Annotated in this window: 24 protein-coding genes and 1 tRNA gene; 16 read left to right on the top strand and 9 right to left on the bottom strand. The window is 52.2% G+C overall.

Going from position 1 to position 25,791, the window contains the following annotated elements; translation table 11 throughout:
• Window positions 1-33: 33 nt before the first annotated feature.
• Both IEW06_RS05115 and IEW06_RS05110 read right to left on the bottom strand, forming a co-directional pair.
• Window positions 34-1,521, bottom strand: coding sequence for a DUF4270 family protein (locus IEW06_RS05115; protein WP_187733608.1), 1,488 nt, complete (start codon window positions 1,519-1,521; stop codon window positions 34-36).
• Window positions 1,505-2,326, bottom strand: coding sequence for a glycogen/starch synthase (locus tag IEW06_RS05110; RefSeq protein ID WP_133271191.1), 822 nt, complete (start codon window positions 2,324-2,326; stop codon window positions 1,505-1,507). The genes IEW06_RS05115 and IEW06_RS05110 overlap by 17 nt, the downstream gene beginning before the upstream one ends.
• A 120-nt stretch (window positions 2,327-2,446) precedes the next feature.
• Between IEW06_RS05110 and panC the strand changes: the two genes are divergently transcribed.
• The 8 genes from panC (at window position 2,447) to IEW06_RS05070 (ending at window position 10,226) form a co-directional block, all read left to right on the top strand.
• Window positions 2,447-3,298 (top strand): pantoate--beta-alanine ligase, encoded by an 852-nt coding sequence (gene panC, locus IEW06_RS05105; RefSeq protein ID WP_187733609.1) that lies wholly within the window; start codon window positions 2,447-2,449, stop codon window positions 3,296-3,298.
• 144 nt (window positions 3,299-3,442) lie between these two features.
• Complete coding sequence (locus tag IEW06_RS05100) at window positions 3,443-4,975, top strand: S8 family peptidase (RefSeq protein ID WP_223284799.1); 1,533 nt, start codon at window positions 3,443-3,445, stop codon at window positions 4,973-4,975.
• A 177-nt stretch (window positions 4,976-5,152) separates the two neighbouring features.
• Window positions 5,153-5,500, top strand: a complete 348-nt coding sequence (panD, locus tag IEW06_RS05095; RefSeq protein ID WP_187733610.1) for an aspartate 1-decarboxylase — start codon at window positions 5,153-5,155, stop codon at window positions 5,498-5,500.
• A gap of 74 nt (window positions 5,501-5,574) precedes the next feature.
• Window positions 5,575-6,627 (top strand): lysylphosphatidylglycerol synthase transmembrane domain-containing protein, encoded by a 1,053-nt coding sequence (locus tag IEW06_RS05090; RefSeq protein WP_187733611.1) that lies wholly within the window; start codon window positions 5,575-5,577, stop codon window positions 6,625-6,627.
• Window positions 6,611-7,093, top strand: a complete 483-nt coding sequence (gene rfaE2 / locus IEW06_RS05085; protein ID WP_187733612.1) for a D-glycero-beta-D-manno-heptose 1-phosphate adenylyltransferase — start codon at window positions 6,611-6,613, stop codon at window positions 7,091-7,093. Before IEW06_RS05090 ends, rfaE2 begins: the two co-directional genes overlap by 17 nt.
• Window positions 7,094-7,117: 24 nt before the next feature.
• Window positions 7,118-7,795, top strand: a complete 678-nt coding sequence (locus IEW06_RS05080; protein WP_187733613.1) for a zinc metallopeptidase — start codon at window positions 7,118-7,120, stop codon at window positions 7,793-7,795.
• Window positions 7,796-8,005: 210 nt separating this feature from the next.
• Entirely contained in the window at window positions 8,006-9,145 is a 1,140-nt protein-coding gene (locus tag IEW06_RS05075) for an acyl-CoA dehydrogenase (RefSeq protein ID WP_187733614.1), read from the top strand.
• 157 nt (window positions 9,146-9,302) lie between these two features.
• Window positions 9,303-10,226: a helix-turn-helix domain-containing protein gene (locus IEW06_RS05070; RefSeq protein ID WP_084443435.1), complete on the top strand. Its 924-nt coding sequence runs from the start codon at window positions 9,303-9,305 to the stop codon at window positions 10,224-10,226.
• An 89-nt stretch (window positions 10,227-10,315) separates the two neighbouring features.
• Here IEW06_RS05070 and IEW06_RS05065 read toward each other — a convergent pair whose 3' ends face one another.
• From IEW06_RS05065 to IEW06_RS05055, 3 genes are read right to left on the bottom strand one after another with little or no spacing between them, the layout of a single operon-like run.
• Window positions 10,316-11,080, bottom strand: a complete 765-nt coding sequence (locus IEW06_RS05065) for a geranylgeranylglyceryl/heptaprenylglyceryl phosphate synthase (RefSeq protein ID WP_187733615.1) — start codon at window positions 11,078-11,080, stop codon at window positions 10,316-10,318.
• Entirely contained in the window at window positions 11,061-11,864 is an 804-nt protein-coding gene (locus tag IEW06_RS05060) for a hypothetical protein (RefSeq protein WP_187733616.1), read from the bottom strand. Before IEW06_RS05060 ends, IEW06_RS05065 begins: the two co-directional genes overlap by 20 nt.
• Before the next feature lie 3 nt (window positions 11,865-11,867).
• Window positions 11,868-12,239, bottom strand: a complete 372-nt coding sequence (locus IEW06_RS05055; protein ID WP_187734214.1) for a phage holin family protein — start codon at window positions 12,237-12,239, stop codon at window positions 11,868-11,870.
• A 151-nt stretch (window positions 12,240-12,390) separates the two neighbouring features.
• Here IEW06_RS05055 and IEW06_RS05050 point away from each other — a divergent pair, with 151 nt between their 5' ends.
• The gene (locus IEW06_RS05050) at window positions 12,391-13,533 is read left to right on the top strand and encodes a J domain-containing protein (protein WP_188547592.1); all 1,143 of its coding nucleotides are present in this window, start codon (window positions 12,391-12,393) and stop codon (window positions 13,531-13,533) included.
• Window positions 13,534-13,664: 131 nt separating this feature from the next.
• Here the strand turns inward: IEW06_RS05050 and nagB are convergent, their stop codons facing one another.
• From nagB to IEW06_RS05035, 3 genes are all read right to left on the bottom strand, one after another.
• Window positions 13,665-15,581 (bottom strand): glucosamine-6-phosphate deaminase, encoded by a 1,917-nt coding sequence (gene nagB / locus IEW06_RS05045; RefSeq protein ID WP_188547590.1) that lies wholly within the window; start codon window positions 15,579-15,581, stop codon window positions 13,665-13,667.
• A gap of 118 nt (window positions 15,582-15,699) precedes the next feature.
• A complete protein-coding gene (locus IEW06_RS05040; RefSeq protein WP_229743043.1) occupies window positions 15,700-16,656 on the bottom strand; it encodes a glycosyltransferase in 957 nt (318 codons plus the stop codon).
• A 433-nt stretch (window positions 16,657-17,089) separates the two neighbouring features.
• A tRNA-Phe gene (locus IEW06_RS05035) sits at window positions 17,090-17,162 on the bottom strand.
• 155 nt (window positions 17,163-17,317) lie between these two features.
• Between IEW06_RS05035 and IEW06_RS05030 the strand changes: the two genes are divergently transcribed.
• The 5 genes from IEW06_RS05030 to IEW06_RS05010 all read left to right on the top strand — a co-directional run bounded on the left by IEW06_RS05030 (window position 17,318) and on the right by IEW06_RS05010 (window position 23,361).
• A complete protein-coding gene (locus IEW06_RS05030; protein WP_187733619.1) occupies window positions 17,318-18,709 on the top strand; it encodes a 4Fe-4S dicluster domain-containing protein in 1,392 nt (463 codons plus the stop codon).
• A gap of 99 nt (window positions 18,710-18,808) precedes the next feature.
• Window positions 18,809-19,669, top strand: coding sequence for a (Fe-S)-binding protein (locus IEW06_RS05025; RefSeq protein WP_188547953.1), 861 nt, complete (start codon window positions 18,809-18,811; stop codon window positions 19,667-19,669).
• A gap of 114 nt (window positions 19,670-19,783) precedes the next feature.
• A complete protein-coding gene (locus IEW06_RS05020; protein WP_187733620.1) occupies window positions 19,784-20,284 on the top strand; it encodes a hypothetical protein in 501 nt (166 codons plus the stop codon).
• Between the two features lie 100 nt (window positions 20,285-20,384).
• Complete coding sequence (locus IEW06_RS05015; protein ID WP_187733621.1) at window positions 20,385-22,316, top strand: CHU_0125 family OmpA-like outer membrane integrity protein; 1,932 nt, start codon at window positions 20,385-20,387, stop codon at window positions 22,314-22,316.
• Window positions 22,317-22,587: 271 nt separating this feature from the next.
• Complete coding sequence (locus tag IEW06_RS05010) at window positions 22,588-23,361, top strand: proline and serine-rich protein 1 family protein (RefSeq protein WP_187733622.1); 774 nt, start codon at window positions 22,588-22,590, stop codon at window positions 23,359-23,361.
• A 75-nt stretch (window positions 23,362-23,436) separates the two neighbouring features.
• Here the strand turns inward: IEW06_RS05010 and IEW06_RS05005 are convergent, their stop codons facing one another.
• Window positions 23,437-23,913 carry a DUF4293 domain-containing protein gene (locus IEW06_RS05005; RefSeq protein ID WP_187733623.1) on the bottom strand — a complete coding sequence of 159 codons (477 nt, stop codon included), beginning with the start codon at window positions 23,911-23,913 and terminating at the stop codon, window positions 23,437-23,439.
• Between the two features lie 91 nt (window positions 23,914-24,004).
• On the opposite strand from IEW06_RS05005, the gene IEW06_RS05000 reads away from it, so the two are divergent.
• Together IEW06_RS05000 and IEW06_RS04995 are read left to right on the top strand one after the other, a co-directional pair.
• Window positions 24,005-25,207, top strand: a complete 1,203-nt coding sequence (locus IEW06_RS05000) for a thiolase family protein (protein WP_187733624.1) — start codon at window positions 24,005-24,007, stop codon at window positions 25,205-25,207.
• 16 nt (window positions 25,208-25,223) lie between these two features.
• Window positions 25,224-25,769 carry a GNAT family N-acetyltransferase gene (locus IEW06_RS04995; RefSeq protein ID WP_229743042.1) on the top strand — a complete coding sequence of 182 codons (546 nt, stop codon included), beginning with the start codon at window positions 25,224-25,226 and terminating at the stop codon, window positions 25,767-25,769.
• Window positions 25,770-25,791 lie beyond the last annotated feature (22 nt).

Here is a 25,791-nt window from a genome sequence, read left to right as displayed (position 1 = left end):
CCGACGTGCTGAGGCCGCCTGGGGGGCAAATTGCTAGCGCAATTTAGAATAATAGACGCGGAGCGTGATATTGTCAGCGTCGAGCACAGCTCGGTTAAGGGTGAGGGTGGGTAAAGTCCGAAGTGTGGGAGAAAGAATGAGGGTGGCCGGGCGGGTGGCGTCCGTCTGGGTGTAAATGTAGTTCTGTACGTAATTCGTAATCAGAACGCTATAATAGTTGTTGTTATTCCCTAAGTCGTAAAGACGAGCTTGCGCTTCTACGCGTTGACCTTGTCCGCCAATACTATCGCCTAGTATTACCCGGTCGGTCCGGAAATTATTGGTTAAGCTCTTTAACACCTGATTATTGGCGTTGGCTTCATACAAATAAAGCCGCCGTGGCAATGGAAACAGGGCATTAGCAAATGGCTTCACCGGTATAATCAGCTCCGCCCGGTTGATGGCAATGTCCTTCCGATCCTTCAGCGCCTTAAGACCAGCCGGAATATCCAGCCGAGTGCCAAAACCGACACCTTCCTGTACATAGGTGATACCGCCGACTTCAGAAGACGTTACCGCTGCCTGTCCGTTTGTGAGACGAGCAAACGGGCCAGCCGTCGATAAATCGCTGGTGATCTGGGTGAAGTAGCGCGGCGCATTCAGGTTGATGCTTGTCGCGGCTTCGCTAGCCCCACGAGGCGGGCTGCCAAAGTAAATTGAGTACGTTCGCCGCTTAGTGGGTGTAGTTGCAGTCGCGCCGCGGAAATAGAAAATTACTCGTAAGTCGTTAGAACGATTAAAACCAACAACAGTACCAGTAAAGTTATCAGTTGGTGCAACAGCTATTCCTTTCCATAGTGCATCCAGTTGAGCCTGAGAAAAAGTCTCGGCTTGCAAAGCAGAAAAAATGCTCCCCACAAAACCAGATATTTGACCTGGGCGCGAAAGCGCAAGCCTTACTGTCCGATCTTGCACTGTCACCACGGCAGTAGCAGTGTCAGTAGTAACGGTAGAGGCAATACGTTGGCGCTGGCGCCGCGTCCGGTTGAGCGAACCCGCAAGGTTGGCGCCAATCACCTGACCTACCGGCACAGAGGTATTGGCGTTGTAAGAGCTTCTGTCGTCTAACTTCTGTTGCAGGGCAGACACATCGAAGCGCACAGCTTGCGTAGCGCTACCATAGACCTGATTAAAGCTCATGATCATGACCGTCGAGTCCAGTACGGTGCCGCTGAACTTGGCAGGCAGTGAGTCAGCAGGCATGTTCACCTGCAAATTCAGAAATGAACGGGCCGTAGTAGTTCCTAAAGCTGCGTCACTGATTCGGCCAACCAAAAAGTTGTCGGCTTTCAGTGTCTCGAGCGAGTCTTGCAAAATAGTGGCTACGGGCGCTTTGAACTCGCTGTAGTCAGTGGTGAGAGAAGTCGGATCCGGCAACTCTACCCGAATGTCATTCGGATCGTCGCAGCTGGTAGTAAGCAGGAAAGCGGCGGAAAAGCAGAGGGTCGCGGTGAGGCGGAAGGCGCTAGCTGGCCAATTCATTATAAAGCGCGTAGTATGAAGTCAACAGGTTCTCGTCGGCGCCCACCTGACCGATGCACTTCTTCTGGGTATTCTGGGCATACTCAGTGAACATAGCGTTCATGTTGTCGCTGAAATCCTCGTCAGATTTTACTACTGAGTCAGCATAGTCCATCCCAACTTTGATGAAGCCCTCGTAGTCGGCTGATTTCAGCGCAGCCAGCATTTTGTCATCAATGTCCAGCATCTTGGCCTTCTCAATGATGTCGCCGCTGAATTTGTGGTCGAACTCGTTGTTGTAGATGGTGAACACCGACTTGGCGTCCTTGAAAATCGGGTCTTTCTTGTACGTCGTTTTCAGGTACATCGGGATCAGGCCGGTCATCCAGTCGTTGCAATGAACGATGTCGGGAGCCCAACCTAGTTTCTTCACGGTTTCAAGCACACCTTTGCAAAAGAAGATGGCGCGCTCGTCATTGTCGGCGTGAAACTTATCGTTTTTATCCACCAACACGGACTTACGGTGGAAATAATCCTCGTTATCGATGAAATAAACCTGAAGCTTAGCATTCGGAATAGATGCTACCTTGATAATCAACGGCTTCTCTTCTTCGCCTACGGCGATGTTGATGCCCGATAAGCGAACTACCTCGTGCAACCGGTTCTTACGCTCGTTGATAATTCCGAAACGAGGAACGAAAATGCGGATCTCCATCCCCATTTCCTGCATGCCTTGCGGCAACATCCGCAGAAACTCCGCTACCTTGGTCGTCTGCAAAAACGGGTTGATTTCCGTAGCAGCATAGAGTATTCTCAACTTGGACATATCGGGTTAGTAGAGGTGATTAAGTAAGAGGCAATAGTTTTGGATGCACAAAATTAAACATTTTTAAGCGGAAATTCAATAAAACCCACCTGCGGGTCCTTCCCCCAGGCCTTCTACCTTATGGAGATACTGCAATCGGCCGCCGCGTTGCAAGCCCAAACTGAAAAATGGCGTCGCGATGGTCAACGCATTGGTTTAGTGCCTACTATGGGTGCCTTACACGATGGCCACCTGCGGCTGGTACAAGCTGCCGCCGCTGAAAACGACGTAGTAGTAGTCAGTATTTTTGTCAATCCGACACAGTTCAATAATCCCGACGACTTTCGGCTTTATCCGCGCCTGCCCGAAGCCGATGCTGCTTTGCTTGAGCCGGCTGGCTGCACTGCGTTGTTTTTGCCATCGGTAGAGGAAATGTACCCTCAACCCAGCAAGCTGCGTTTTGATTTTGGCTCCTTGGAGCAAGTAATGGAAGGAGCCCACCGTCCCGGTCATTTTAATGGAGTAGCGACGGTGGTAAGCAAGCTGTTCCACCTGAGCCGTCCTCATCAGGCCTACTTTGGCCAGAAAGACTTGCAGCAGGTCGCTATCATTCGCCAGCTAGTGGCTGACTTATCATTTGATCTGGAGCTTATCACTTTCCCAACAGTGCGCGAGGCCGATGGCTTGGCTATGTCCTCACGCAATAGGCGATTATCAGCAGACGCTCGACAAATTGCCCCCCAGCTTTATGCAGCATTACTGTTAGGTCAAAAACTAGTAATGCAAAAACAATTAGTAGCTGCTATAAAGGATAAAGTACACTCCTTACTAACAGCTGATAAAGCAATTCAGGTGGAATACTTTGAGATTGTCGACACACAGACACTCCAGCCCATAGAAATATTGGTCCCAAGGCAAGAGGTGGCGTTATGCATAGCTGCTTGGTTGGCAGACGTTAGATTAATTGACAACCTTTTATTTGAGGTTAAGTGACTGTAAATATTGCAGTTATATAAAATATGCAATCTATATATAGTATAAAAAATAAAAAAGATTCAATTTTTTCCTTGTCAAATGAACGATATGAATTCCTAATTGAGTTATATTAGTGTACTGATTAATCACATAAACTTAAGTATGCAGAAGAAACAGTTTACTCCAAAATTCCTTTCTTGTTTAGGCCTTGGTCTTCTTTTCACCTTTGGGTGCAGCAAAGAAGATCTGACACCAAATGAAAGCCTCAATCAGCGCTCTGCCAATAGCGCTATTGACGCGTCTGTTTCGACTTCTGTCGTGCGCGAGGGCAATCAGTACATTATTATTTCGGCTACCGATGCTCTGCCAGCGGACATTGAGGGCAAAACCAAAGGAGCTAATGGCAAAGTAACTAAGCTGCTCAGCGGTGTAGGTATTGCTACTGCTACTTCCGACGACCCGAACTTCATTGCCAAGGCTAGCAAAATCAGTGGAGTCCGCTCGGTTATTCACGATTTTACTTATCAGGGCTACGACCCACAGGAGCAGAACGTGGAGGCAGCGAACACCAATCCCCCCACCAGTGCCGACAACGATCCTGTTTTCCCTATACAGTGGGGCCATACTGCTATTCAGGCGCCAGAGGCTTGGCTCACCGGAGCTCGTGGCCAGAACGTGCGTGTAGCCGTGCTGGACGGAGGATTCTATCTGGGGCACCCCGATTTGGTAGACAATATTGAGAAAAGTATATCTTTCGTGCCTGGCCAACCGGCTCAGTTTAATCGCGAGCTCGCCAGAAACAGAAGTACTTTTAGTCACGGTTCGCACGTAGCAGGCACTGTTGCGGCTGTGGATAATACTAATGGCGGAGTTGGCGTAGCACCAAAAGCTAAACTAGTTCTGGTAAAGGTGTTAGGTGACGCTGGCTCCGGGGCTTTCTCTTGGATAATTGCAGGCATCAAGTACGCTGCTGATGAGCAGGTTGATGTGATCAACATGAGCTTGGGTGCTCAGCTGCCCCGCAATGGTAAATACATGGACAACAATGGCACACCAAGTGATCCATCGGATGACTTTTTGGTGAAGGATAGCGAGGTTCAAAAAGAAGTCGCTGAACTGGTGGAGGCCATTAACAAAGTCACGACTTACGCAGCCAGAAAAGGCGTGACCCTTATAGCTGCGGCTGGCAACGACGGGATTGATGCTAAAGACCAGAACGCGACTTTTGTACCCGCCGACTCGAAGCACGTGATTTCTATTTCGGCTACCGCTCCTTATGGTTTGGCACTGAATCCTAACACCAACCTAGACCAGGTTGCTCCATATTCCAACTACGGTTCGCCGGCTATTGACCTCGCTGCTCCCGGAGGTAGTGCTGCGCATCCTAGTGCGACAAGCGTGTTCTATAAAATAGGATCCGCGCCTGTTTATGCGTGGGACATGGTGTATAGCAGCGGAAGCCCCACCGGCTATAACTGGGCGCAGGGCACAAGCATGGCCAGCCCACACGCAGCGGGCGTAGCCGCCTTGATCATCAGTAAAAATGGTGGCCCAATGGCTCCTGAGCGGGTAGAGGCTATCATGCGGGCTTCGGCCGATGACTTAGGTATCCCCGGTCGTGATGATAACTACGGTCATGGCCGTGTGAACGCCTTACGCGCCGTAACCAGCGGCAGCTTCGCCCAGGCCAAATAGGTCGGGTTTCGTTAGGGCGATTAAAAAAGCCCCCCAACGAGTCGGTAGTGCTACCGGCCCGCTGGGGGGCTTTTTTGCGCACCAACATAGGCGACGAGTTCTTTCCTCGAGGCAAGACCACGCATTCAGGCTCGAACCCCTATCTTTGCCGCCCTTATTTCAACCGCATTTTCTTCTATGCATATCGAGGTTCTGAAGTCTAAAATTCACCGCGCCAAGGTCACACAGGCCGAACTGCATTATGTTGGTAGCGTCACCATCGACGAGGACTTGCTCGACGCTGCCAACATGGTAGAAAACGAGAAAGTGACGATAGTAAATGTGAACAACGGCGAGCGTTTTGAAACCTATACCATTCGCGGAGAGCGTGGCTCGGGTATGTTGTGCCTCAACGGTCCAGCCGCCCGGCGCGTAGCCGTGGGCGATATCGTCATCATATTTTCATACGCTCTCATCGACTTCGCGGAAGCACGCGCTCACAAGCCCACATTGGTCTTTCCCGATCAGCACAATCGGTTAGTGTAAGCTGAAGATGGCAGATGGGTAGCACGTTAATTCGCTACCCATCTGCCATCTGCCATCTGCCCATTCAGGTTATTATGAAGCAACTGATCACTATACTTAAGTACGCGCTGTTAGTATCCTTATCGGGACTGCTGATGTGGTATGCCGTGCGCGGGCAGGATCTGAGCCGTATCGGCGAGTATGTGCGGGAGGCCAACTATTTCTGGCTGTTCGTTACTATGGCTTTGTCTGTGCTGGGCTATCTGAGTCGCGCTTATCGATGGAAAATGCAGATAGACCCCACCGGCTACAAAGCTTCTTACTGGGATGTATATCATGCCATGATGGTGGGCTATTTGGCTAATATGGTGCTGCCACGCATGGGAGAGGTGATTCGCTGTTCAGTGCTGCGTCGTAGTAGTGGTGTGCCTGTGCAAGTGTCGTTGGGTACCGTCATTGCGGAGCGCGTCATTGATGTGCTTGTGCTTCTGGGGCTGCTGGGAACGACACTTCTACTGGAATTTGATAAATTCTGGTCGTTTGTAATGGGCTTACTGACTGATAACTACGAGTCATTTGCTGCCTACCAAACCACATTGCTGGCCATTGCTGCCATTTCCTTGATATTGCTGTTGATGGGTGTCTATGCCCTTTTTAGAAACCTGGAAAGGCTGCGTCAGAATGCGTTTTTCAACCGTATTGTTGGGCTGGCAAGAGGACTGCTGTCAGGCGTATTTAGTGTGCTGAAGCTCGAAAATAAGGGCGTTTTTTTGCTGCATACACTCTTTACTTGGTTGGTTTATTATCTCATGGACTACCTGGCCTTTTTTGCCTTCCCCGAAACCTATAACCTAAGCATGATGGCTGCCTTGGCAGTGCTCACCTTCGGGGCATTTGGGATGGCGGCCCCGGTATCAGGCGGTATTGGAACATTCCACATAATGGTGCAAGCTACGCTGCTGGTGTATGGTGTTTCAAAGGAAGCCGGTATTGCCTACGCGTTGGTAGTACATGGGTCTCAAACTCTGCTGGTAGTATTGATGGGCGGAATTAGCTTCATACTGAGCATGGTAAAATCAGGCCGGATAGCTCGCCGCAAGGCTGCATCTTTGGCCGTAGCTACAACTGCCGATGTGGAGCAAGGATAAGATCGTTGACCGTAATGACTTAACGCCATTGCTGGAGCAGTGGCGCGCGGAAGGCCGCCCGGTGGTTTTCACCAATGGCTGCTTCGACTTGCTGCATCTCGGACACGTCGATTACTTGGAGAAGGCGCGGCACTTGGGTGGGGCACTGGTGGTGGGCCTGAATACTGACGCTTCTGTCAGCTGTTTGAAGCCGGGAAGGCCTCTACAGGACGAAATGTCACGGGCGCGCATCCTGGCGTCCCTTTTGTTTGTGGATGCCGTAGTACTGTTCGATGAGCCCACTCCGCTTTCCCTGATTGAGTTGATTAAACCCGACATTCTGGTGAAGGGTGATGACTACGCAATTAGTGGAATTGTCGGCCACGAATTGGTGTTGAATAGTGGCGGGCAGGTACTTACCGTACCACTCGTAGCTGGCTACAGTACCACGCGGATCGTGGAGCGTATACGTCAGCTTCCTTCTTAATCATTCATTTTTCTCTCCAAGCCCATGTATCTATTCCTCATTCTGGCGATGGTTGTAAGCTGGCTCATTCAGTGGCGCTTGCGCAGCAAGTTCTCTGAATACGCCAAAATAGGTCTGCAATCAGGCTTGTCCGGTAAGCAAATAGCCGAGCTTATGCTGGCTGACCACGGCATTACCGATGTGCGCGTTATTTCTACCGAAGGTCGTCTTACTGATCATTACAACCCCGCCGATAAGACTGTAAACCTGAGCGAGGCCGTGTATGAAGAGCGTTCGGCGGCGGCGGCGGCTGTTGCGGCCCATGAGTGCGGCCACGCGGTTCAGCACGCTACGGCCTATAGCATGTTGCAGTTCCGCTCCGCTATGGTGCCCGCCTTGAGCGCCGTGTCGAAGTTTATGCCCTTTATTCTCATTGCTGGGGTATTCATGATCAATACCTCCATGATTCCGCTGGGTATTGGCATTGCCTTATTCGCTCTTACCACACTGTTTTCGTTTGTTACCCTGCCAGTTGAGTTTGATGCCTCCAAGCGGGCCTTGGCCTGGATTGATAAGCGTGGCATCGTGACGACTACGGAGCATGCAATGGCTAAAGATGCCTTATGGTGGGCTGCCATGACATACGTTGTAGCCGCGCTTAGCTCACTGGCCACTTTGCTTTACTACGTCAGCATCTTTATGGGTGGCCGCAGTCGCGACTAACCTTGATGAATTGTGAGCTTCATCAGATTCAGATAGCAAAAAAGCCCCCCAGAACGACCGGGGGGCTTTTTTATTTTTTAAGCTAGACATTTGTGCCAGTAGATCGGTTATCAATGTAGCGAAGTGAAGCTCGAATGAGCGTAACTTGCCTGCCGCTGCCGAGTTAGTGATTAACTTTCCACCCTAGTTTCCCACCCAAGCTTTTTACGAATGGATTTTCAGTTCACCGAAGAACAACTGGCCGTACAAGCGGCTGCCCGCGACTTTGCCCAATCCGAACTTTGGGCCGGCGTTATTGAGCGCGACGAACACCAAAAGTTTCCTGCTGAGCAAATCAAGAAGATGGGCGAGCTAGGCTTCATGGGCATGATGGTCAGCCCGGAGTACGGCGGCGGCGGCATGGATACGGTATCGTATGTGCTGGCAATGGAAGAAATTTCGAAAGTAGATGCTTCCTGCTCAGTTATTATGTCGGTGAACAACTCGCTGGTATGCTGGGGCTTAGAAAAGTACGGCACGGAGGAGCAAAAGCAGAAATACCTGCCCCGCCTGACTAGCGGCGAGATCATTGGCGCCTTTTGCCTCTCTGAGCCGGAAGCGGGTTCCGACGCCACCATGCAGCGCACCACCGCCGAGGACATGGGCGACCATTACCTGCTCAACGGGACCAAGAACTGGATAACCAATGGCTCAACGGCTTCCGTGTATCTGGTTATTGCCCAGACCAACCCTGAGCTAAAGCACCGCGGCATCAACGCTCTCATTGTGGAGAAAGATACGCCCGGGTTTGTAGTTGGCCTTAAGGAGAATAAGCTTGGTATTCGGGGCTCCGATACGCACTCCCTCATGTTCACGGACGTGAAAGTGCCCAAGGAAAACCGCATTGGCGAGGATGGATTCGGCTTCAAGTTCGCTATGCATGTGCTGGCTGGGGGGCGTATTGGTATTGCTGCCCAAGCACTAGGTATTGCCTCTGGGGCTTTTGAACTGGCGCTGAAATATTCAAAAGAGCGCAAAGCCTTTGGCGTTGAAATCTCTAAGCATCAGGCTATTCAGTTCAAGCTAGCTGACATGGCTACCAACATCGACGCGGCTCGTCTGCTTTGCCTGCAAGCTGCGCAGGATAAGGATAACCATGTTGACTATGCTAAGTCAGGAGCTATGGCTAAGCTGTTCGCTTCCAAAGTGGCCATGGAAACCACTGTAGAAGCCGTACAGGTGCACGGTGGCTATGGTTTTGTAAAAGAATTCCACGTTGAGCGCTTCATGCGCGACGCCAAAATCACTCAGATTTACGAAGGAACATCCGAGATTCAGAAAATTGTAATCTCGCGGGAATTATTAAAATAAGAAGTTCATAGATTAAAATTTAGATTATTTGCATTAAACCCAGTCAGAAAATGGCTGGGTTTTTCGTTTTTGTGAATTTTTATATGTTGTTTTGCATTGTCTACCTGTAGACAACTGTGCGGCCCCCTAGATATCCCTACCCAAAACATCCCCGAATATGGAAGATTACAATAAAGTGATTGAATCGCTTGGTGTACGTTACATCAAGGCGAAGAACCTGGTATTGCAGCAGCCGTTTACGGTGCGCAATTATTATGATGTTGGTAATAATCTGATATTGCTGCACAAAGGCCACATTGCTTTCGGCGACGAGGAGCAAGCAGTGGAAGAAGGCGAAATGCTGTTCATTCCGGGCGGCCGCGCTACCAAAGTGAACTACGGTGGCTCAGGGGGCAAATTGATTACCAACGACGACCTGATCAGCAATAAGGACAAGTTTTTCCACTCCAACTCTGACCTCGACCTCATCGGCGATGCGGAGGAGAGCCACAGCCACGTAAGCTTCGAGGCGAAAGTATTTGACTCGGTCAACTTCTTTGCCTCGCTGGATGTGCCAGCCTTCCTGATCACGAATAACTCCAAGCTGGCTAACCTCGTCATCAAGGTGGTGGAGGAAAGCTTGCAGGAGCTGCCTGGTCGTGAGCGTCTCATCACGATCTACACCGAGAACATTGTGGTGGAAATTGTGCGCTACATCTTGAAAAACAAGATGTTTGTGGAGCAGCTTGCTACCAACAGCACCTACTTCAAGGATCCACGCCTGATCGACCTGTTCAACTACATCAAGGAGAACATCGGTGGCGACTTGTCGAACAAGGTGCTTTCGAGCGTAGCCAATGTGTCGGAAGACTATGTGGGTCAGTACTTCAAGATGTTGACCGGCATCAATCCGCAAGACTACATCGAGTATCAGCGTATGGAGCGTGCTGTGTTCTTGCTCCGCACTACCAAGAAGAGCATCCGCGACATTGGTAAGGAAGTGGGCTACAAGGACACGGCTTATTTCTGCCGTCGTTTCAAGATGATGTTTGGTATTCCAGCTGGTAAGATGCGCCGCCGCGAATCAGCTATGAATATCTAATTTACTGTTTTCAGTATCAAAAAAGCCCCCCAGACTAGTCTGGGGGGCTTTTTTGATACTGAAAAGGACCGAATTTCTAGAGCCTTGGCTTAGACGGGATCCAGGACCGCATTAAAGCTTTGAATTACTCCAGACATCTCAGCCAAGAACTGGGGGGCTTTTTCAATCTGATTACCAACCACAATAACGTCGGCACCGGCTTCTAAAGCTGCCTGGGCTTTCTCCGTGGTGTTGATGCCGCCGCCGACGATTACGGGCACCTCCACCGCCTCCCGCACCGCCCGAATCATCGCGGGTGCAACCGGATACATAGCGCCACTGCCTCCATCCAGATACATCAGGCGCAACCCTAGCTGCTCGCCTGCCATAGCCGTGCAAGCCGCAATGCTGGGCTTATCGTGAGGCAGGGGCGTGGTGCCGCTCATGTAGCTGGCGGTGGTCTGGCGGCCAGTATCGACGAGCATGTAGCCAGTGGGCAAAATCTCGAGACTACTGGCCCTCAGCAAAGGAGCCGCTACAACGTGCTGCCCAATCAGGAAATCGGGGTTGCGGCCCGATATAAGCGACAATAGCAAGATGCCATCGGCTTGAGTATCCAGGTGCAGGCTATGACTCGGAAATAGCAGCACGGGCACCGGGCTGTTCCTCTTTATAAAAAAAATGAGCGACGCCTGGTGAGTATTCATCACCAGGCTGCCGCCCACAAAAAAGTAATCAATAGGATGAGTCTCGCTCAGCGCTAGCAAATGCCGACAGCCGGCCTCATCCAGTTGATCAGGATCGAGGAGCACAGCCAGAGATTTCTGGCCGCGCTGGCGGCGGTTGTTAAGCGTTTCATAGAGACTGTTGCGCATCCGCGTCGTCGTGGTGATAAGTAAAGTCGATGTCCTTTGTTTCCGGTTCCATGTGCGTTACCGTCGGATTGTCTGCAAGGTCGGAATTTTTGTTCACTGGCAAATATTCACCGACTTTTTTGGCCACATAGGCCATCAAAACAGCTGTTACCTGGGCCGTCAGCATCTTGCCCGTATCCGACTGCAAAAAGCTGTGCAGCACGGAAGCTATCATGTTGGGCTGTTTGTTGGCAAACTGCTGATTGGCGTCGAACATAGAAACCGGTAAGCGGCGGGCGTCATCATAAGCGAGCGGCGGGAAGGGGTCAGTTTCGGCGGAGGCGTGATATACATCAGGCGCCAGATCGGCCCGACCGGCGGCCGCGTGTTGTTGGCCGCGGTCAAACTGATGTCCGCCACCGAAGCCATAGTCGTCGCCAACGCTCTGGCGACTAGCCTCGTGCACTGCCGGATTGGAAACATAAGACGCCCGATGAGCGTTTTTATTTTGCTTCCTTTCCAGCTTTTCGCGCTTCTTCTGTGCCTTGCGGGCTAAACGGTCGTCCTCAAACTCTTCGTAGCCTTCATCGTCGTCATCGTCCGAGTCGTTGCGGCTGCCTAGCGCTTTAGAAATCAGCCAAATGCCTCCCAGGATACCTGCTCCAATGGCGGCATATTTGCCCACTTCCTGCGTCTTCTCCTTGATGTGGTCAACGTCGCCCAGCAGGGCACGCTCGTATTCGAGCTTCTGGCGCTCCAGAAATTCCTTTTCGTCCTCGAATAACGGGTTGTGTAGCTCTGCCATGAGTTAGTTACGCTTATCAGATTTATAAATCGTGTTGTCCAATGTCTTGTCGGCCAGTCCCTGGAACAGCTTTTTATCGACCCCAACCACAAAGATGATCAGCAGCACCAAGTAAAAGCCAGCTATTATTCCGAAACCCCAATAAGGGCTGTCGAGCACCTCATTGAGGAGCAAGCCGAGAAACACATTGAGAAAAATGAAGAAGAATAGGCCAATTACCGCCATCGTGACACCGTGCGCAGTAGCCACGAAAGCTGTTTTTGCCTTCTCCTGCGCTTCGAGGCGCACCAGATCGAGGCGCGTATCAAGGTAGCCTTTGAGGTTGCCTATCAGGCTGTCATTGGGGGGCGTTTTAGAGTCGTCGTCGAAAGCCATACGGCGGAAGAATAGAATGGAAAGAAAAGTTGTTAGTAGGTCGGAGGCCGGAAAAAGCACCTGATAGCAGGTTTTTCGAGCCAATTGCACATACGAAAAAGGCGGGTTTGTGTCTGAAAATTGAATTACTTTTACCCTATACTGCCGTGTTTTGAGTCAGAATCATTATCAAGTTTTAGGTGTGGGAGCCACGGCGTCGGTCCGCGACATTAAAGCGGCCTACAAGCGCCTAGCCATTCAGTACCATCCCGATAAGCACGGCGGTAGCACCCGATACGAGGAGCATTTTAAAGCCGTAAACGCCGCTTATCGAGTACTTTCTGATGCAGGGCGCAGGGCCGTCTACGACCACCAACTGCGCCGCGCCGCTCAGGCGCAGGAGGCGCAGCGCCAGCAGCAAGCCTACCGTCAGCAGGGCCAGCGCGTATATGGCGTGCCAATGCCCCCCCCGCCGGCCCCGATGCGCACGCGCCCCCCGGCCGGGTCGGCGGAGCGCCACTACCGTACTATCCCGAAGCGCCGGAAGTTCACGCGCCGCGACTATCTGCTAACAGCCGGGTTCATCGGTCTATTTGTGCTGTTTATATTTTCGGTGAAAGTGACCATGGATCACGTAACGGCTGTGGGAAATTATGATGATGGCCTGCGTGCCTACGCCGAGGGGGAATGGAGCACCGCTCACAGCTTTTTTTCGGAGGCCTTGCACTTCAAGCCCGACTATACGGAGGCATTGCGTCGTCGCGCCGAAATCACGGAGCTGATTTATCATCAGCCGGCCATTGCACAAAATGATTACCGAGCAGCCCTGCCCCACACAAATCACCCCGCCGACCGCGCCTTTATTCTGCACCGCTTAGGCCGTTACGAAGCGCGCCAGCAGCAGCCCGCCCAAGCCGACCGGCTACTGACCCAGGCAGTGACGCTGGACTCCACGCGCGCCGGTGCCTGGATACTGCGGGGCGAAATACGACTGCTCACCCAGCGACAGTTTGATCTTGCGGTCCGCGACCTGAGCACTGGTCTGCGGCAGCGTACCGTGGCGGGCAAGGCCCCCACGCTTTATGCGCTCACCCTGCGGGGCCTAGCCTACTACCGCCTCGGCGACTACACCCGCGCTCAACAGGATTATCAGGTGGTAGCTAAAGCAAACCCCAATAATGGCCAGATTCACTATCTGTTGGGGCGCGTAGCCCAGCGCCAAGGCCAACTTGTGGAAGCATGCGCGGCATTCACGCAGGCGGTACGCTTAGGCTATGGTTTCGCTAATACAGCCCAAAAACAAACCTGTCAATAAAAAACCAGCCCAAAAAAGCCCCCCAGCTATCTGATAATAGATTGGGGGCTTTTTGGGCTGGTTTAACCTTTGTCGAAGCGCTTTATAGGTTAATCGGATATGTGGTATTCGTTTCCAGTAAGATCTGCTAATCAATAATGCCAACGCACAAAAGCTTCAATGGCCTCATACTCAGGCAGACCTAGACGGTCGTAAATCTGGGCGGTGGTGCGGTTGCGCTCCTCGGCCCGCTGCCAGAACTCGCGCTGATCAGCACCAGGAAACAGCGGCCGGTCCTTCTGCGACTGATGCTTGAAAATGGCTCGCCGCTTACGCGTCAGCTCCTCCGGACTGATGGGTACTGCCATTTCAATCTGATCAATGTCCCATTCCTGCCAGGCACCGCGGTAAAGCCACACCCAACAATCCTGTAGCCATTCCGCACCTTCCGCTTTGAGGCGCTGCACGGCCTGGAAAATAGCCGACAGGCAAACGCGGTGCGTGCCGTGCGGATCGGATAAGTCGCCGGCGGCATAAATCTGCTGGGGCCTGATTTTATTCAGCAAATCAATAGTAAGCTGAATGTCCTCTTCGCCCAAAGGCTTTTTGCGCACCCGTCCGGTTTCATAAAACGGCAAATCCATGAAGTGCGCGTTCTCGTCGGGCACGCCAGCATACCGGCACGCCGACTTCGCCTCACCGCGCCGAATCAATCCCTTAATCTGCTGTACCTCACTTGAGTCGACCTGACCGGGAGCCTTATTTTGCAGGAAGTCGACCACGCGCCTGTATAAATTCTCGGCAGGCTGCTCATCGAGCCGAAAAGCCTCATCATAATCGGCCACAAACTCGGCAAAACGAATAGCTTCTTCGTCAAATACCGCAATGTTGCCCGACGTCTGGTAGGCTACGTGCACCTCGTGGCCCTGGTCAACCAAGCGCAGCAAGGTGCCGCCCATCGATATTACATCATCATCAGGGTGGGGGCTAAAAATGAGCACCCGCTTCGGAAACGGCTCCGCTCGCTCGGGGCGGTGCGAGTCATCGGCGTTAGGTTTGCCCCCCGGCCAACCCGTAATGGTGTGCTGCAGCTCATTAAACACCTTAATATTAATACTATACGCCTGCCCCGATTCGGCCAGCAAGCCCGAAAGCCCGTTCTCGTTATAATCCTGGTCCGTGAGCTTGAGAATCGGCTTTTGCAGCTGGCGGGCTAGCCACGTCACGGCCTTGCGCACGAAGGCCGCATCCTGCCAGTTACAGGGCAGATCGGCTAACCACGGCGTTTTCCGGGCGGTCAGCTCAGCTCCGGCAGCCTCATCCAGAACAACGCGCACGTTGGGGTGCTTCTGTAAGTAAGTAGCTGGCACCGAGTCCGTCATGTCGCCTTCTACCATTCGCTTAATCACGGCGGCTTTTCCCTCCCCCCAAGCTAGCAATACTATTTCATGGGCTTCCAGAATAGTGCCTACCCCCATAGTTATAGCACGCCGCGGTACGTTTTCTTCTCCGTAAAAGTCGCTGGCCGCATCTGTTCGGGTAATATGGTCGAGCGTGATGAGGCGAGTACGGGAGGCTGCGCCCGAACCGGGCTCATTGAACCCAATATGTCCTGTGCGCCCAATACCCAAAATCTGCAAATCAATACCTCCTGCCTCCCGAATCTGCTCCTCGTAGCGCCGGCAAAATCCTGCTACTTCTTCTACCGGCACTGTGCCATCTGGAATATGCACATTGGCCACCGGAATATCCACGTGGTCAAACAAGTACTCGTGCATGAACCGAACATAGCTTTGTAAGGAGTCCGGCGCCATCGGAAAGTACTCGTCCAGGTTGAACGTGATAACATTCTGAAAACTCAGCCCTTCCTGTTGATGCAATCGCACCAGCTCCTCATAAAGGCGGGTAGGAGTGGAGCCTGTGGCTAATCCAAGTATACAGCTTCGGCCCTCTGCCGCCCTTTGCCGAATCAGCCCGGCTATGTCTTGGGCCACGGCTACGGAAGCCTGTTCTGAATCCGGGTAAACGGTGGTGGGAATTCGTTCGGTGGAGGCACTATGTGAGGTCATAGGGACGAATGAAAAGCCAGTAAAATTTATAACCTATAATTCAGTGTAATTATGAAATTGATGGTTAAATAAAAAATATTAAACATTATCTAATTTTTAAGGCATGAAATAAATTGGGTTATGCAATAGCTTTAATTGAAAAAAAATAACTATTAATTTTGTTTGTCAGATTTTTAATGAAGTTATAACCAATTAAATACTTTATATAGAATCTGGAGATTGAATAGAGTACTCTGATGTTCTTGCTCATTTTTAGAGCCCCCTTTGCTTGTGTTAAAGCGGATGACAAATCGCTAAAGTAGAGTGTGTTTGCTAATTTAGCGCAGTATAAAGCGTAGTCTGTGAGCGCTATGCGCTTTAATTCCTTGCGCTTATTTAGTGGTAAGTATTTCTGAATGATATTGATTACTGTTGTAATATCCCGCATATTCTGCCCTGTTTTTATAGACTGCTGGGTTATACTATTATTAGTAAGATATCTGTAATCTGCTAAAGGTTTAGGTGAGTAAGCAACAGGAAAATGCGCTGCTATTCGAGTCCACATTTCCCAATCTTCACCGTAATGAACAGCAAAAAATCCTCCTAACTGTTCATATACTTTCCTTTTTACTACTATAGCAGGAGGTTGAACTCTAATACTAGTGGCCATTTTTAGTAAAAAGTCCTTTACCACTCCAGTTTCCGTTGATAGTGGAGGGTTAGTGAAAGTGCCTTGCTCCGTAATATATCTTATGTGAGTGAAAGCGGCACCGGCTTCGGGGTAGGCAGAAAACAACGTGTCGATTTCCTCATAAAACCCAAGTGCCACCTTATCATCACCATGTAGTATATGTACTCGTTGTCCTATGGAGAGATTTAGACAGCTTTCAAGATTACGTAAGCTTCCAAGATTTCTAGTCTGTTGAAAATATTCAACACGATTCTTGCCTACCTTTTCTACAAGTGCCCTGACATCACCGTCTGTACTGCAGTCGTCAACAACAGCTATTTGCATGAACTCGGGCCCTGGATCTTGGGTGAGCACACTCTCAAGAGTTTCTTGTAAGAATTGCAGACAGTTATAGGTGGGTATCATTACCGACCATAGTGGCCGTTGAACGTGTCTAGGAACAGCTGCAATTATAGGAGGAACGTTGGGTATACGCTCCAATCGAGCTTTCGTGTCTGTAGATGAAATCTTAGCCCCCATAATGCTTATACGCTAAAAACCGTACAATTAGTGTTCACCCCAGTTCTCATTGTATAGGTGAAAAGCTAGTGGATTTCTAGCCGCAAGTTAATTATTTACAGGAAAAATATAAAATTACCGATTTTGACAAGGCATCTTTTGTTTCATTTTATGCCTTTATTCACCTTCAAACTAATACTCTTTTACTGATGAGCAAGCGCGTTAAATTATTGCTATGCAGCTACTTAGCGATACCGTTGTTACTCACTACAGAAAATATCAGGTATAATTTCTTTAGAAATAAAAAACCCTCTCCGCTGTATGCGAAGAGGGTTTTTAGTGGTAACGGTTGGAATCGAACCAACGACACCAGCATTTTCAGTGCTGTGCTCTACCGACTGAGCTACGTTACCAACTTTCCTTTGCCTTTTACGGCTTAGGAGTGGCAAAAGTAGTAAACCAAAAGCAAGCTGCAACACTTACCTTAAAAAAGTTTTTGCCTAAAACCTTAAATTTGTTAGGCATAACGAGTACTTTTCGGTCGAACCCACCACCCAACTGCTTTCCTGTGACTATCGAAAACATTATTTTCCTGCTGATAGCCATTGCGGGCTTCGGCTTGTTTGCCTGGCAAGCGCAAAAGATTCGCGCCAATATCCTTGTCGGCCGCGACCGGGATATGTCGGGCAATATCGGAGACCGGCTGCAAAAAACATTGCTGGTAGCTTTTGGGCAGCAGAAAATGTTCAAGCGCATCACTCCAGCCCTGCTGCACTTAGTAGTGTACGTGGGATTCTTGGTGATAAACATCGAAGTGATCGAAATTGTGATTGATGGTGTGTTTGGTACGCATCGTGTGTTGCAGTTTCTGGGGCCAGTGTACGATGTACTGATGGCCACCAACGAAATTCTGGGGGCGCTGGTAATTCTGGCGGTTATTGCCTTCTGGTGGCGTCGCAACGTGAAGAAAGTTCGGCGCTTCTCGGGGCCTGAAATGCGCGCCTGGCCCCGCATCGACGCCGACATGATTCTCTATATCGAATTAGTGCTGATGGTGGCGCTGTTCGTGATGAACACTTCCGATTTGAAGTGGCATCGTCTGCAAAATCTGGAGATGCCGGGCTCATTTCCGGTCAGTTCGCTGCTATTGGGCATTTTTCCTACTGATTTGAACCTGCTGCACTTCTTGGAGCGTGCGGGTTGGTGGGCGCACATTGTAGGTATCTTGATTTTCCTGAACTACCTGCCCAGCAGCAAGCACTTCCACATTATCATGGCCTTCCCGAATGTATACTACTCGCGGCTGGTGCCGCAGGGGCAGTTCTCGAACGTGGACAGTATTACCCATGAGGTAAAGGCCATGATGGACCCCAGCTACGAGGTGCCCGCCCCACCCGTAGGCCCCGACGGCTCCGCGCTGGCGCCCACTTCCTTTGGCGCCAAAGACGTGGAAGACCTAGCCTGGACCAACCTGCTCAATGCCTACTCCTGCACCGAGTGCGGACGCTGCACAGCTTCCTGCCCGGCCAATATCACCGGTAAGCTGCTGTCGCCGCGTAAGATTATCATGGATACCCGCGACCGGATGGAGGAGAAGTACAACTCTCCGCTGATTTTTCAGCCTAACCAGTACGGTGATGCCAGCAAAGGAACCGAGCGGGTAAAAGTAGAAGTCGACCAGAATACGCTGCTTCGTGGCAAAGTGACGCCGGAGGAGCTATGGGCTTGTACCACCTGCAACGCCTGCGTGGAGTCATGCCCAGTGAATATTAATCCGCTGGAGTCCATCATTGAGATGCGCCGCTTTTTGGTGCTGGAAGAATCGGCTGCGCCGCATTCGTTGAATGTGATGTTCTCTAATATTGAGAATAATGGGGCGCCGTGGGCTTTCTCACCTTCCGACCGCTTCAATTGGGCTGACGACCTGTACTTGGCCGACAAACAAGCTGTAACAGCATAAACCAAAGCGTCATGCGCGTATTGCTGCGCATGCCAAACGATATCAACAATCAACTAAATGGCTGAGCAAATCACCAAGCGTCAAGTTACCGTTCCCGTTATGGCCGATTTGGCCGCCCGCGGCGAGCAGCCCGAAATTCTGTTTTGGGTGGGTTGTGCCGGCGCCTTCGACGACCGCTACAAGCGCGTAACCCGGGCTTTTGTGCGCATTCTGGAGCACGTAGGCATAAAGTACGCTGTATTGGGCATGGAAGAAACCTGCACCGGCGACCCCGCCAAGCGTGCCGGCAACGAGTTCCTGTTTCAGATGCAGGCGATGCAGAATATTACCACCCTGGATGGCTATCAGATTAAGAAGATAGTAACGGCCTGCCCGCACTGCTTCAACACGATAAAGAACGAATATCCGGCGCTGGGGGGCAATTATGAGGTGATTCACCACAGCACCTTTCTCCAGCAGCTTATCAACGAAGGCAAGGTGGGCGTAGCTGGCGGTGGCGAGTTCAAAGGCCAGCGCATTACGTTCCATGACTCGTGCTACCTGGGTCGGGCCAACAATATTTACGAAGCTCCCCGCGACGTACTGGCTACCCTCGACGCCGACTTAGTGGAGATGAAACGGAGCCGCGCCAATGGCCTGTGCTGTGGGGCAGGCGGCGCCCAAATGTGGAAAGAAGCCGAGCCTGGCAACAAAGAAGTGAACATTGAGCGCACTGAAGAGGCTCTCTTTACCCTCGACGGCAATGCTCCCGCGCTAGCCCAAACGCGTGGCGTGGAAGATGGCAATGCTGGCGCTACGCCCAGCCCACGGGCCAACACGCGGGGGGCAATTATTGCCGTATCGTGCCCGTTCTGCATGACCATGATGAGCGACGGCGTGAAGAACAAGGAGCGCGAGTCGGATGTGCAAGTTTTCGATTTGGCAGAGTTGATTGCTAGTGCGGAAGGTCTGAACGCATAGCGCCGGGCCGGAAGGCATTTTTGTTTATTCGAAACAGCCTCGTCGGAACTTCCCGGCGAGGCTGTTTCTTTGTAGGAGTAGAGTGTGTATTTCTAAGTTTTCAAGCTATCGTCCATGTTCGTTCCGTTCGAAGAATTGCCCCCCAGTGCCCGCGTTTGGATTTATCAGGCCGACCGACCGCTTACGGACACTGAGCTGGCGGCCGTGGAGCCTGCACTGGCACAGTTTGCGGCGGAGTGGACCAGTCATGGGCGGATGCTGCGCGCTTCGGCCGCCTTTCGGCACGGGCAGTTTTTGGTATTGGGGCTCGATGAAGCGGTTGCCGGTGCAAGTGGCTGCTCCATTGACGCTTCCGTTCGCTTTGTGCGCAGCCTAGAGGAACAACTGGGCCTGAACCTGCTGGAAAAGTCGCACTTGGCTTTTCTGGTTGACGGCCAAGTGCAGCTACTCGACCGGCGTGAGCTGCGCCAGTCAGTCGCTACTGGCCAGCTTCAGCCCGACACGCCTTACTTCGACAATACCATTGCCCAGCATGGCAAGCTAGCGGCCGCGTGGCCTGCGCCTGCCGCCCACACTTGGCTGGCCAAATACTTTCAAACCTCTCCTCAGCGTTAACCTTACGGCTCTATTCCTGCCGAAACTTAGTATTATTGCTAGGCATAACAGCATTGCTGGCCTACGCCAAGCGCCTTACTCTTCCTACCGCCTTCCTTCTATGAAGAATTCTATTATTGTATGGGCTGCCGCCGGATCTGTGGCTGCGCTGGGCCTCAGCGGCTGCGCGACCTCTGAGTCGGGTACGAAAGCTGATAAACGCTTTGCGCGTGGGGAATATGAAACGGCTATTGCCTTATACAAAGCGCAGGCAGAACGCGGCAAAAATGCCCCCCAGAGCAATTTTCGGGTAGGCGAGTCGTATCGTTTGTCCAACCGCATCGAGCAGGCCGAGCTATATTATAAAATGGCCGTGGGAGCGGGGCTGAAAAACGCTGATGCTGGCTTTTATTATGGATTGGCGCTCAAAGCCAATGGTAAGTACGACGAGGCCATTGCCCAGTTTGATGACTACGTAAAGCTGGGCACTAACCGCGCCTTGGCGGCTCGGGCCGAAATAGAGGCCAAAAACACACGGTTGAGCAAAGAGCTGCTGGCGCTAAAAACGCGCGATGAAATTCAGCCTCTTGACCAAATAAACTCCGAGTCGGCCGACTTTAGCGCCACCATGATTCCGGATACCAAGGAAATCGTGTTTGCCTCGGGCCGCGATGGAAAGAAGTACCTCGGCAATGGCGAAGGATTCAACGACTTGTACGCCATTCGCTTCGAAGATGCGGAGAAGATGACCGGCGGCACCGTCCGCAAGCTAGAGCCCATCTTCAACACCGAAGGCACGCACGAAGCCAGCGCTACATATAGCCCCGATGGCAAAATGGTGGTGTTTGCGCGCTCCAACAGCGGCAAGAAAAAGGGTTACCTAAGCGTTGACTTATGGGCTTCTTATTACCGCAGCGGTGCCTGGACCGAGCCCGCGCTCATCAATATCAACGACCGCACCACCGACGACTTCTCGCCCGTTTTCTCCCCCGATGGCGAAACGCTCTACTTCGCCTCCGGCCGTAAAGGCGGCGAAGGCGGCACCGATCTTTACAAAGCGACCATAGCCGCCAATGGCCGTTTCGCGCCCGCCGAAAACTTGGGTCCTGAAATTAATACGCCAGGCAATGAGAGCTTTCCTGCTGTTGCTCCCGATGGCACGCTGTTTTTCTCCTCCGACGGGCACCCCGGCATTGGTAAGCTGGATGTGTTTGTAGTCGATAAAGGCAAAGTGCGCAATCTAGGCGCGCCCTTCAATAGCAGCGGCGACGATTTTGCTCCCTACTTCACGGCGCAGAACGTGGGTGTATTCTCTTCGAACCGGGCAGGTGGCAAGGGCAGCGACGACTTGTACCGCTTCCGCCGCAACACCACCAAGCTCGTCAACTTCTTCGTTGATGGCACTGTGCTAGAGCGCGACGCCAAAACTGGCACTACGAAGCCCGTCGCCTCCGAAAACGTGGAGCTATTTGCCAATGGCAACCGTAAACTTCTGGAAGTCACCACCGATGCTGAAGGTAAATTTAGCTTCAAGCTCGACTCGGCCACGACCTATGCACTGGTGGCTGACCGCCCCGGCTACTTTACGGCCCGGACTTCCGTAACGACGGTAGGCAAGATGCCTGCCCAGGATCAGCTGCCGGATCTAGTGAATGATATTCGGCTGCCCGCGACGCTCACGCTCAATAAGATCGTGAAGAATGTGGCCATTGTAGTCGAGAATATCTTCTACGATTACAACAAAGCCGACATTCGTCCCGATGCCGCAATCGAGTTGGACAAGCTGGTTGAAACGCTGAATGACAATCCCAAAATTACCATTGAGCTAAGCTCCCACACTGACTCGCGCGGTAAAGATGCCTACAACGCCAGCTTATCGCAGCGCCGCGCTCAGTCGGCCGTCGATTATATTATTTCCAAAGGCATTGCGAAAGAGCGCATTACGGCCAAAGGCTATGGCGAAACGCAACCAGTAGTTCGCAACGCTAAAACCGAGGAGCAACACCAGCGCAACCGCCGCACCGAATTTAAAGTGACGCGCATCGAGGAGTAACATTTCGTAGTATAAAAAAAGCCCCCTGCATACATACAGGGGGCTTTTTTGTGTTTAGATGCGTGACCAATCTCTATAGGAATTGTTTTTAGCCAAGCATATAAATGTAAGCAGTAGAGATAGTTAGAAATGGCCTAAATCATAAAGGTCTGATATTTAAAACTCTACTGTTACTGCGAAATCGAATAGGATTTACTATATTCAAAATGGCATAATACTTGGCTTAGAGAAGCTATCGGGAGCGTCCCTGTTGCTCTCACATTCTTCACACATGAAAAAGGCCTTACTTCTGAGCTTCAGTTTGCTGATGCTGTTATCGGCCCAGCTGCGGGCGGCGCCGGTTATTGTCAATTTTGCCTCCGAGCGCGGGGTGCCGTTTCACCTGGTGTTTGATGGGCAGCCGCTGACGCGTGGTGGCGTGCGCCAAGTGTCTATCGACCGGCTTACTCCTGGTTTCCACTGGGCTGAGTTCCGAATTCCGACGCCTTATGGTCGGGCTGTTAACTACCGTACGCGTGTGTTCCTTGATCCGGGCCTGGAGACCAGCTACGTGCTTATTGCCCGTAATGGCTTTGCCCCGGCCTTGCGGAAAGTGGCGGCCGTACCGCTGGGCCTGGGGCGCGGTCCTGGTCGCCGGGCGTATCCTGACGACGTGATTTATGAGGATGACCGCCGGGAGCCGAACGCGCCCATTGACCCTTACGGCTCATATCATTCTGGTCCGGGCACGGCCTATCCCGGCGCTTATCAGGTGATGACACCCCGGGACGTGGATGCCTTAGCGGATGCCCTAGCGTCTCGTTCCTTCGATAGCGATAAGCTGCTGGTGGCGCGCCAAGCCTTAAGCGAAACAGGTATCCGGGCCGATGATTTGCGACACCTGCTCACGCAGTTCGACTTCGATAAAGACAAGCTGGAGTTGGCCAAATATGCGTATCCCGCCGTCGCCGACCGGCAAAATTTCTACCGGGTTTACGATGTGTTTCGCTTTAGCGCCAGTGCTCGTGAGCTGGAAGAGTTTGTAGTGCGCAACCGAGGTCGATAGCTAAGTATCAATGCATAAAAAAGCCCCCAGAGTAGCTGTGGGGGGCTTTTTTATGCATTGATACTTAGGTAGGCATTACCGAAGCCGATCCATGCTGCGTACAAGCTGCTCGTCGCGGCGGATGAAGCGATTAGCCAACACATTGAGCAGCAGGGCTAAAGTGGGGAGGTAGAAGCCGGCCTCAAACTCGCCGGGAACTTTGATGTTGAGCAGCTGCTCGCCTACCCCGGAGTAGTAGAAGCCCGCCCCGATAGTAGCCACAATGAGCAGAAAGTTGAGCAAGCCTATCTTAAGCTGGCGGAAACGGTTTTTGAACTGGAAAATTTCGTACACCGCTACTGCCGCCGAAACCAGCGCCAGAATAGCAATAAGATAGGCAGGCGTAGGGGCTGGTGAGCCCGGTTGCGGGTTCGTAAAGGCCAGCTTATATGCCGATAGTACCACTTCCTGCCCGGTCAGCGGGTCAGTTTTGCTCCAGATGGGCAGCACTAATACACTCAGCATGGCCAGAGCCAGCAAAAGAAGGAACACGCTTTGGATTCTTTGTATCATCTTTGTGGTTTGACGGTTCGCGCCGCGTAGCCGAAGCCTACGGGCCGGCAAAAGTAGCCAACAACGACCGTAATAACCGCATTCCAAGCCAATGCTAAGTGCTTATATAGTAGATGCCGTCCGCACCCCTATCGGACGGTTTGGCGGTGCGCTCAGTAGCGTCCGCCCCGATGACCTCGCCGCACACGTATTGCGCGAGCTATTGCGCCGCAATCCAACCTTGGATAAGGCAGCCGTAGAAGACATTATTATTGGTGCCGCCAACCAGGCCGGTGAAGACAACCGCAATGTGGCCCGCATGGCTGGTCTGCTGGCTGGCTTGCCCACTACCGTGCCCGGCAATACCGTCAACCGCCTGTGTGCTTCGGGCTTGCAAAGCATCATTGATGCTTCGCGGGCGGTGCGCTGCGGCGAAGGCGATGTGTACTTGGCCGGTGGCGCCGAAAGCATGACTCGCGCTCCTTTCGTGATGGCCAAGTCAGAAACTGCCTTTGGTCGTGAGCTTACGGCTCATGATACGACCTTGGGCTGGCGTTTTGTGAATCCGAAACTCTCGAAGCTGCATCATCCCTATGCTATGGGTGAAACGGCTGAAAACGTGGCCCGCAAGTACGGTATCACGCGTTTGGAGCAGGATGAGTTCGCCTTTAACTCCCAGCGCAGATATCACCGTGCTAACGAGAAAGGCCGTTTCCGCCGCGAAATCGTGCCCGTATTTGTGCCCAATCCGAAGGGCGACGCTGCTTTGTTCGACACCGATGAGCCGCCACGTTTGTCTACCTTGGAGAAATTAGGTACCCTGAAGCCTGCCTTTCAACCCCAGGAAGGAACCGTAACGGCCGGCAACTCAGCCGGTATCAACGACGGCGCGGCCGGCGTGATAGTGGTGAGCGAGGAAGCCTTACGGCGCTACAACCTCAAGCCCCTGGCCCGGGTGGTAGCCGCTGCCGTAGCCGGCGTAGATCCGGCCTATATGGGTCTCGGACCAGTGCCTGCCAGCCAAAAGGTATTGCAGCGTGCGGGCCTAACCATGAATGATATGGATTTGATTGAGCTGAACGAAGCATTTGCTGCTCAGTCGATTGCCTGCATGCGCGATTTGAATCTGGATCCTGAAAAAGTAAACGTCAACGGCGGCTCTATTGCCATAGGTCATCCGCTCGGCGCTAGTGGTTCGCGCATCACGGCTACGCTGTTGCACGAAATGCAGCGCCGCGAAGGCGTGCGCTATGGACTAGCTACAATGTGCGTAGGTGTAGGACAAGGCGCAGCAGTGATTTACGAGAAGGTCTAATTTGCCCCCCAGCTTTATGTCTGCTGCCCGGCTGCGCCCCACGATGGAATTACCCGTGCATGGGGCGCGGCTGCGGCCTTGGCAACTAAGTGACGCCCAATCATTAAGCACGCACGGCAACAGCCGCGCCATCTGGCTGAACCTGCGCGACCGGTTTCCGAACCCCTATACACTTACCGATGCGGAGCACCATCTGCGCTTCGTGCTCAGCCCGGAAGGCATGACCGATGTGCACCTGTGCATTGAGGTAGATGGTGAAGCGGCCGGCAGCATCAGTATATTATTCAAGCAGGACGTCAACCGGCGGTCGGCGGAGATTGGGTACTTCCTAGGTCAGCAGTTCTGGGGGCGAGGCATCACAACGGCGGCGGTAGTAGCGCTGACGGAATACGCGTTTGCCAACTTTGATCTGTGCCGCTTATATGCTGTAGTATTTGCCCCAAACGTTGCCTCCGCCCGCGTACTGCAAAAGGCTGGATATGAACTGGAAGCACGCTTGCACAGGAGCATCACGAAAGATGGCCAAACTATGGACTCTTTGCTGTTTGCGATGGTAAAATAGCGCAAGCAGCAGCTTGTGTACG

It is taken from the genome of Hymenobacter qilianensis, from assembly GCF_014638675.1.
GTDB lineage: Bacteria > Bacteroidota > Bacteroidia > Cytophagales > Hymenobacteraceae > Hymenobacter > Hymenobacter qilianensis.
Note: the sequence above shows the minus strand (reverse complement) of the source record. Positions and strands in the feature narration are given on the sequence as shown.

Bases quoted from the DNA above. Each gene is read 5' to 3' on its own strand.
- IEW06_RS05055 (WP_187734214.1), bottom strand. From the start codon at position 12,239: ATGGCTTTCGACGACGACTCTAAAACGCCCCCCAATGACAGCCTGATA.
- IEW06_RS05115 (WP_187733608.1), bottom strand. From the start codon at position 1,521: ATGAATTGGCCAGCTAGCGCCTTCCGCCTCACCGCGACCCTCTGCTTT.
- panD (WP_187733610.1), top strand. From the start codon at position 5,153: ATGCATATCGAGGTTCTGAAGTCTAAAATTCACCGCGCCAAGGTCACA.
- IEW06_RS04995 (WP_229743042.1), top strand. From the start codon at position 25,224: ATGTCTGCTGCCCGGCTGCGCCCCACGATGGAATTACCCGTGCATGGG.
- IEW06_RS05065 (WP_187733615.1), bottom strand. From the start codon at position 11,080: ATGCGCAACAGTCTCTATGAAACGCTTAACAACCGCCGCCAGCGCGGC.
- IEW06_RS05100 (WP_223284799.1), top strand. From the start codon at position 3,443: ATGCAGAAGAAACAGTTTACTCCAAAATTCCTTTCTTGTTTAGGCCTT.
- IEW06_RS05075 (WP_187733614.1), top strand. From the start codon at position 8,006: ATGGATTTTCAGTTCACCGAAGAACAACTGGCCGTACAAGCGGCTGCC.
- IEW06_RS05000 (WP_187733624.1), top strand. From the start codon at position 24,005: ATGCTAAGTGCTTATATAGTAGATGCCGTCCGCACCCCTATCGGACGG.
- IEW06_RS05005 (WP_187733623.1), bottom strand. From the start codon at position 23,913: ATGATACAAAGAATCCAAAGCGTGTTCCTTCTTTTGCTGGCTCTGGCC.
- IEW06_RS05010 (WP_187733622.1), top strand. From the start codon at position 22,588: ATGAAAAAGGCCTTACTTCTGAGCTTCAGTTTGCTGATGCTGTTATCG.
- IEW06_RS05025 (WP_188547953.1), top strand. From the start codon at position 18,809: ATGGCCGATTTGGCCGCCCGCGGCGAGCAGCCCGAAATTCTGTTTTGG.
- IEW06_RS05015 (WP_187733621.1), top strand. From the start codon at position 20,385: ATGAAGAATTCTATTATTGTATGGGCTGCCGCCGGATCTGTGGCTGCG.
- IEW06_RS05060 (WP_187733616.1), bottom strand. From the start codon at position 11,864: ATGGCAGAGCTACACAACCCGTTATTCGAGGACGAAAAGGAATTTCTG.
- panC (WP_187733609.1), top strand. From the start codon at position 2,447: ATGGAGATACTGCAATCGGCCGCCGCGTTGCAAGCCCAAACTGAAAAA.
- IEW06_RS05080 (WP_187733613.1), top strand. From the start codon at position 7,118: ATGTATCTATTCCTCATTCTGGCGATGGTTGTAAGCTGGCTCATTCAG.
- IEW06_RS05070 (WP_084443435.1), top strand. From the start codon at position 9,303: ATGGAAGATTACAATAAAGTGATTGAATCGCTTGGTGTACGTTACATC.
- nagB (WP_188547590.1), bottom strand. From the start codon at position 15,581: ATGACCTCACATAGTGCCTCCACCGAACGAATTCCCACCACCGTTTAC.
- IEW06_RS05020 (WP_187733620.1), top strand. From the start codon at position 19,784: ATGTTCGTTCCGTTCGAAGAATTGCCCCCCAGTGCCCGCGTTTGGATT.
- rfaE2 (WP_187733612.1), top strand. From the start codon at position 6,611: ATGTGGAGCAAGGATAAGATCGTTGACCGTAATGACTTAACGCCATTG.
- IEW06_RS05090 (WP_187733611.1), top strand. From the start codon at position 5,575: ATGAAGCAACTGATCACTATACTTAAGTACGCGCTGTTAGTATCCTTA.
- IEW06_RS05040 (WP_229743043.1), bottom strand. From the start codon at position 16,656: ATGATACCCACCTATAACTGTCTGCAATTCTTACAAGAAACTCTTGAG.
- IEW06_RS05110 (WP_133271191.1), bottom strand. From the start codon at position 2,326: ATGTCCAAGTTGAGAATACTCTATGCTGCTACGGAAATCAACCCGTTT.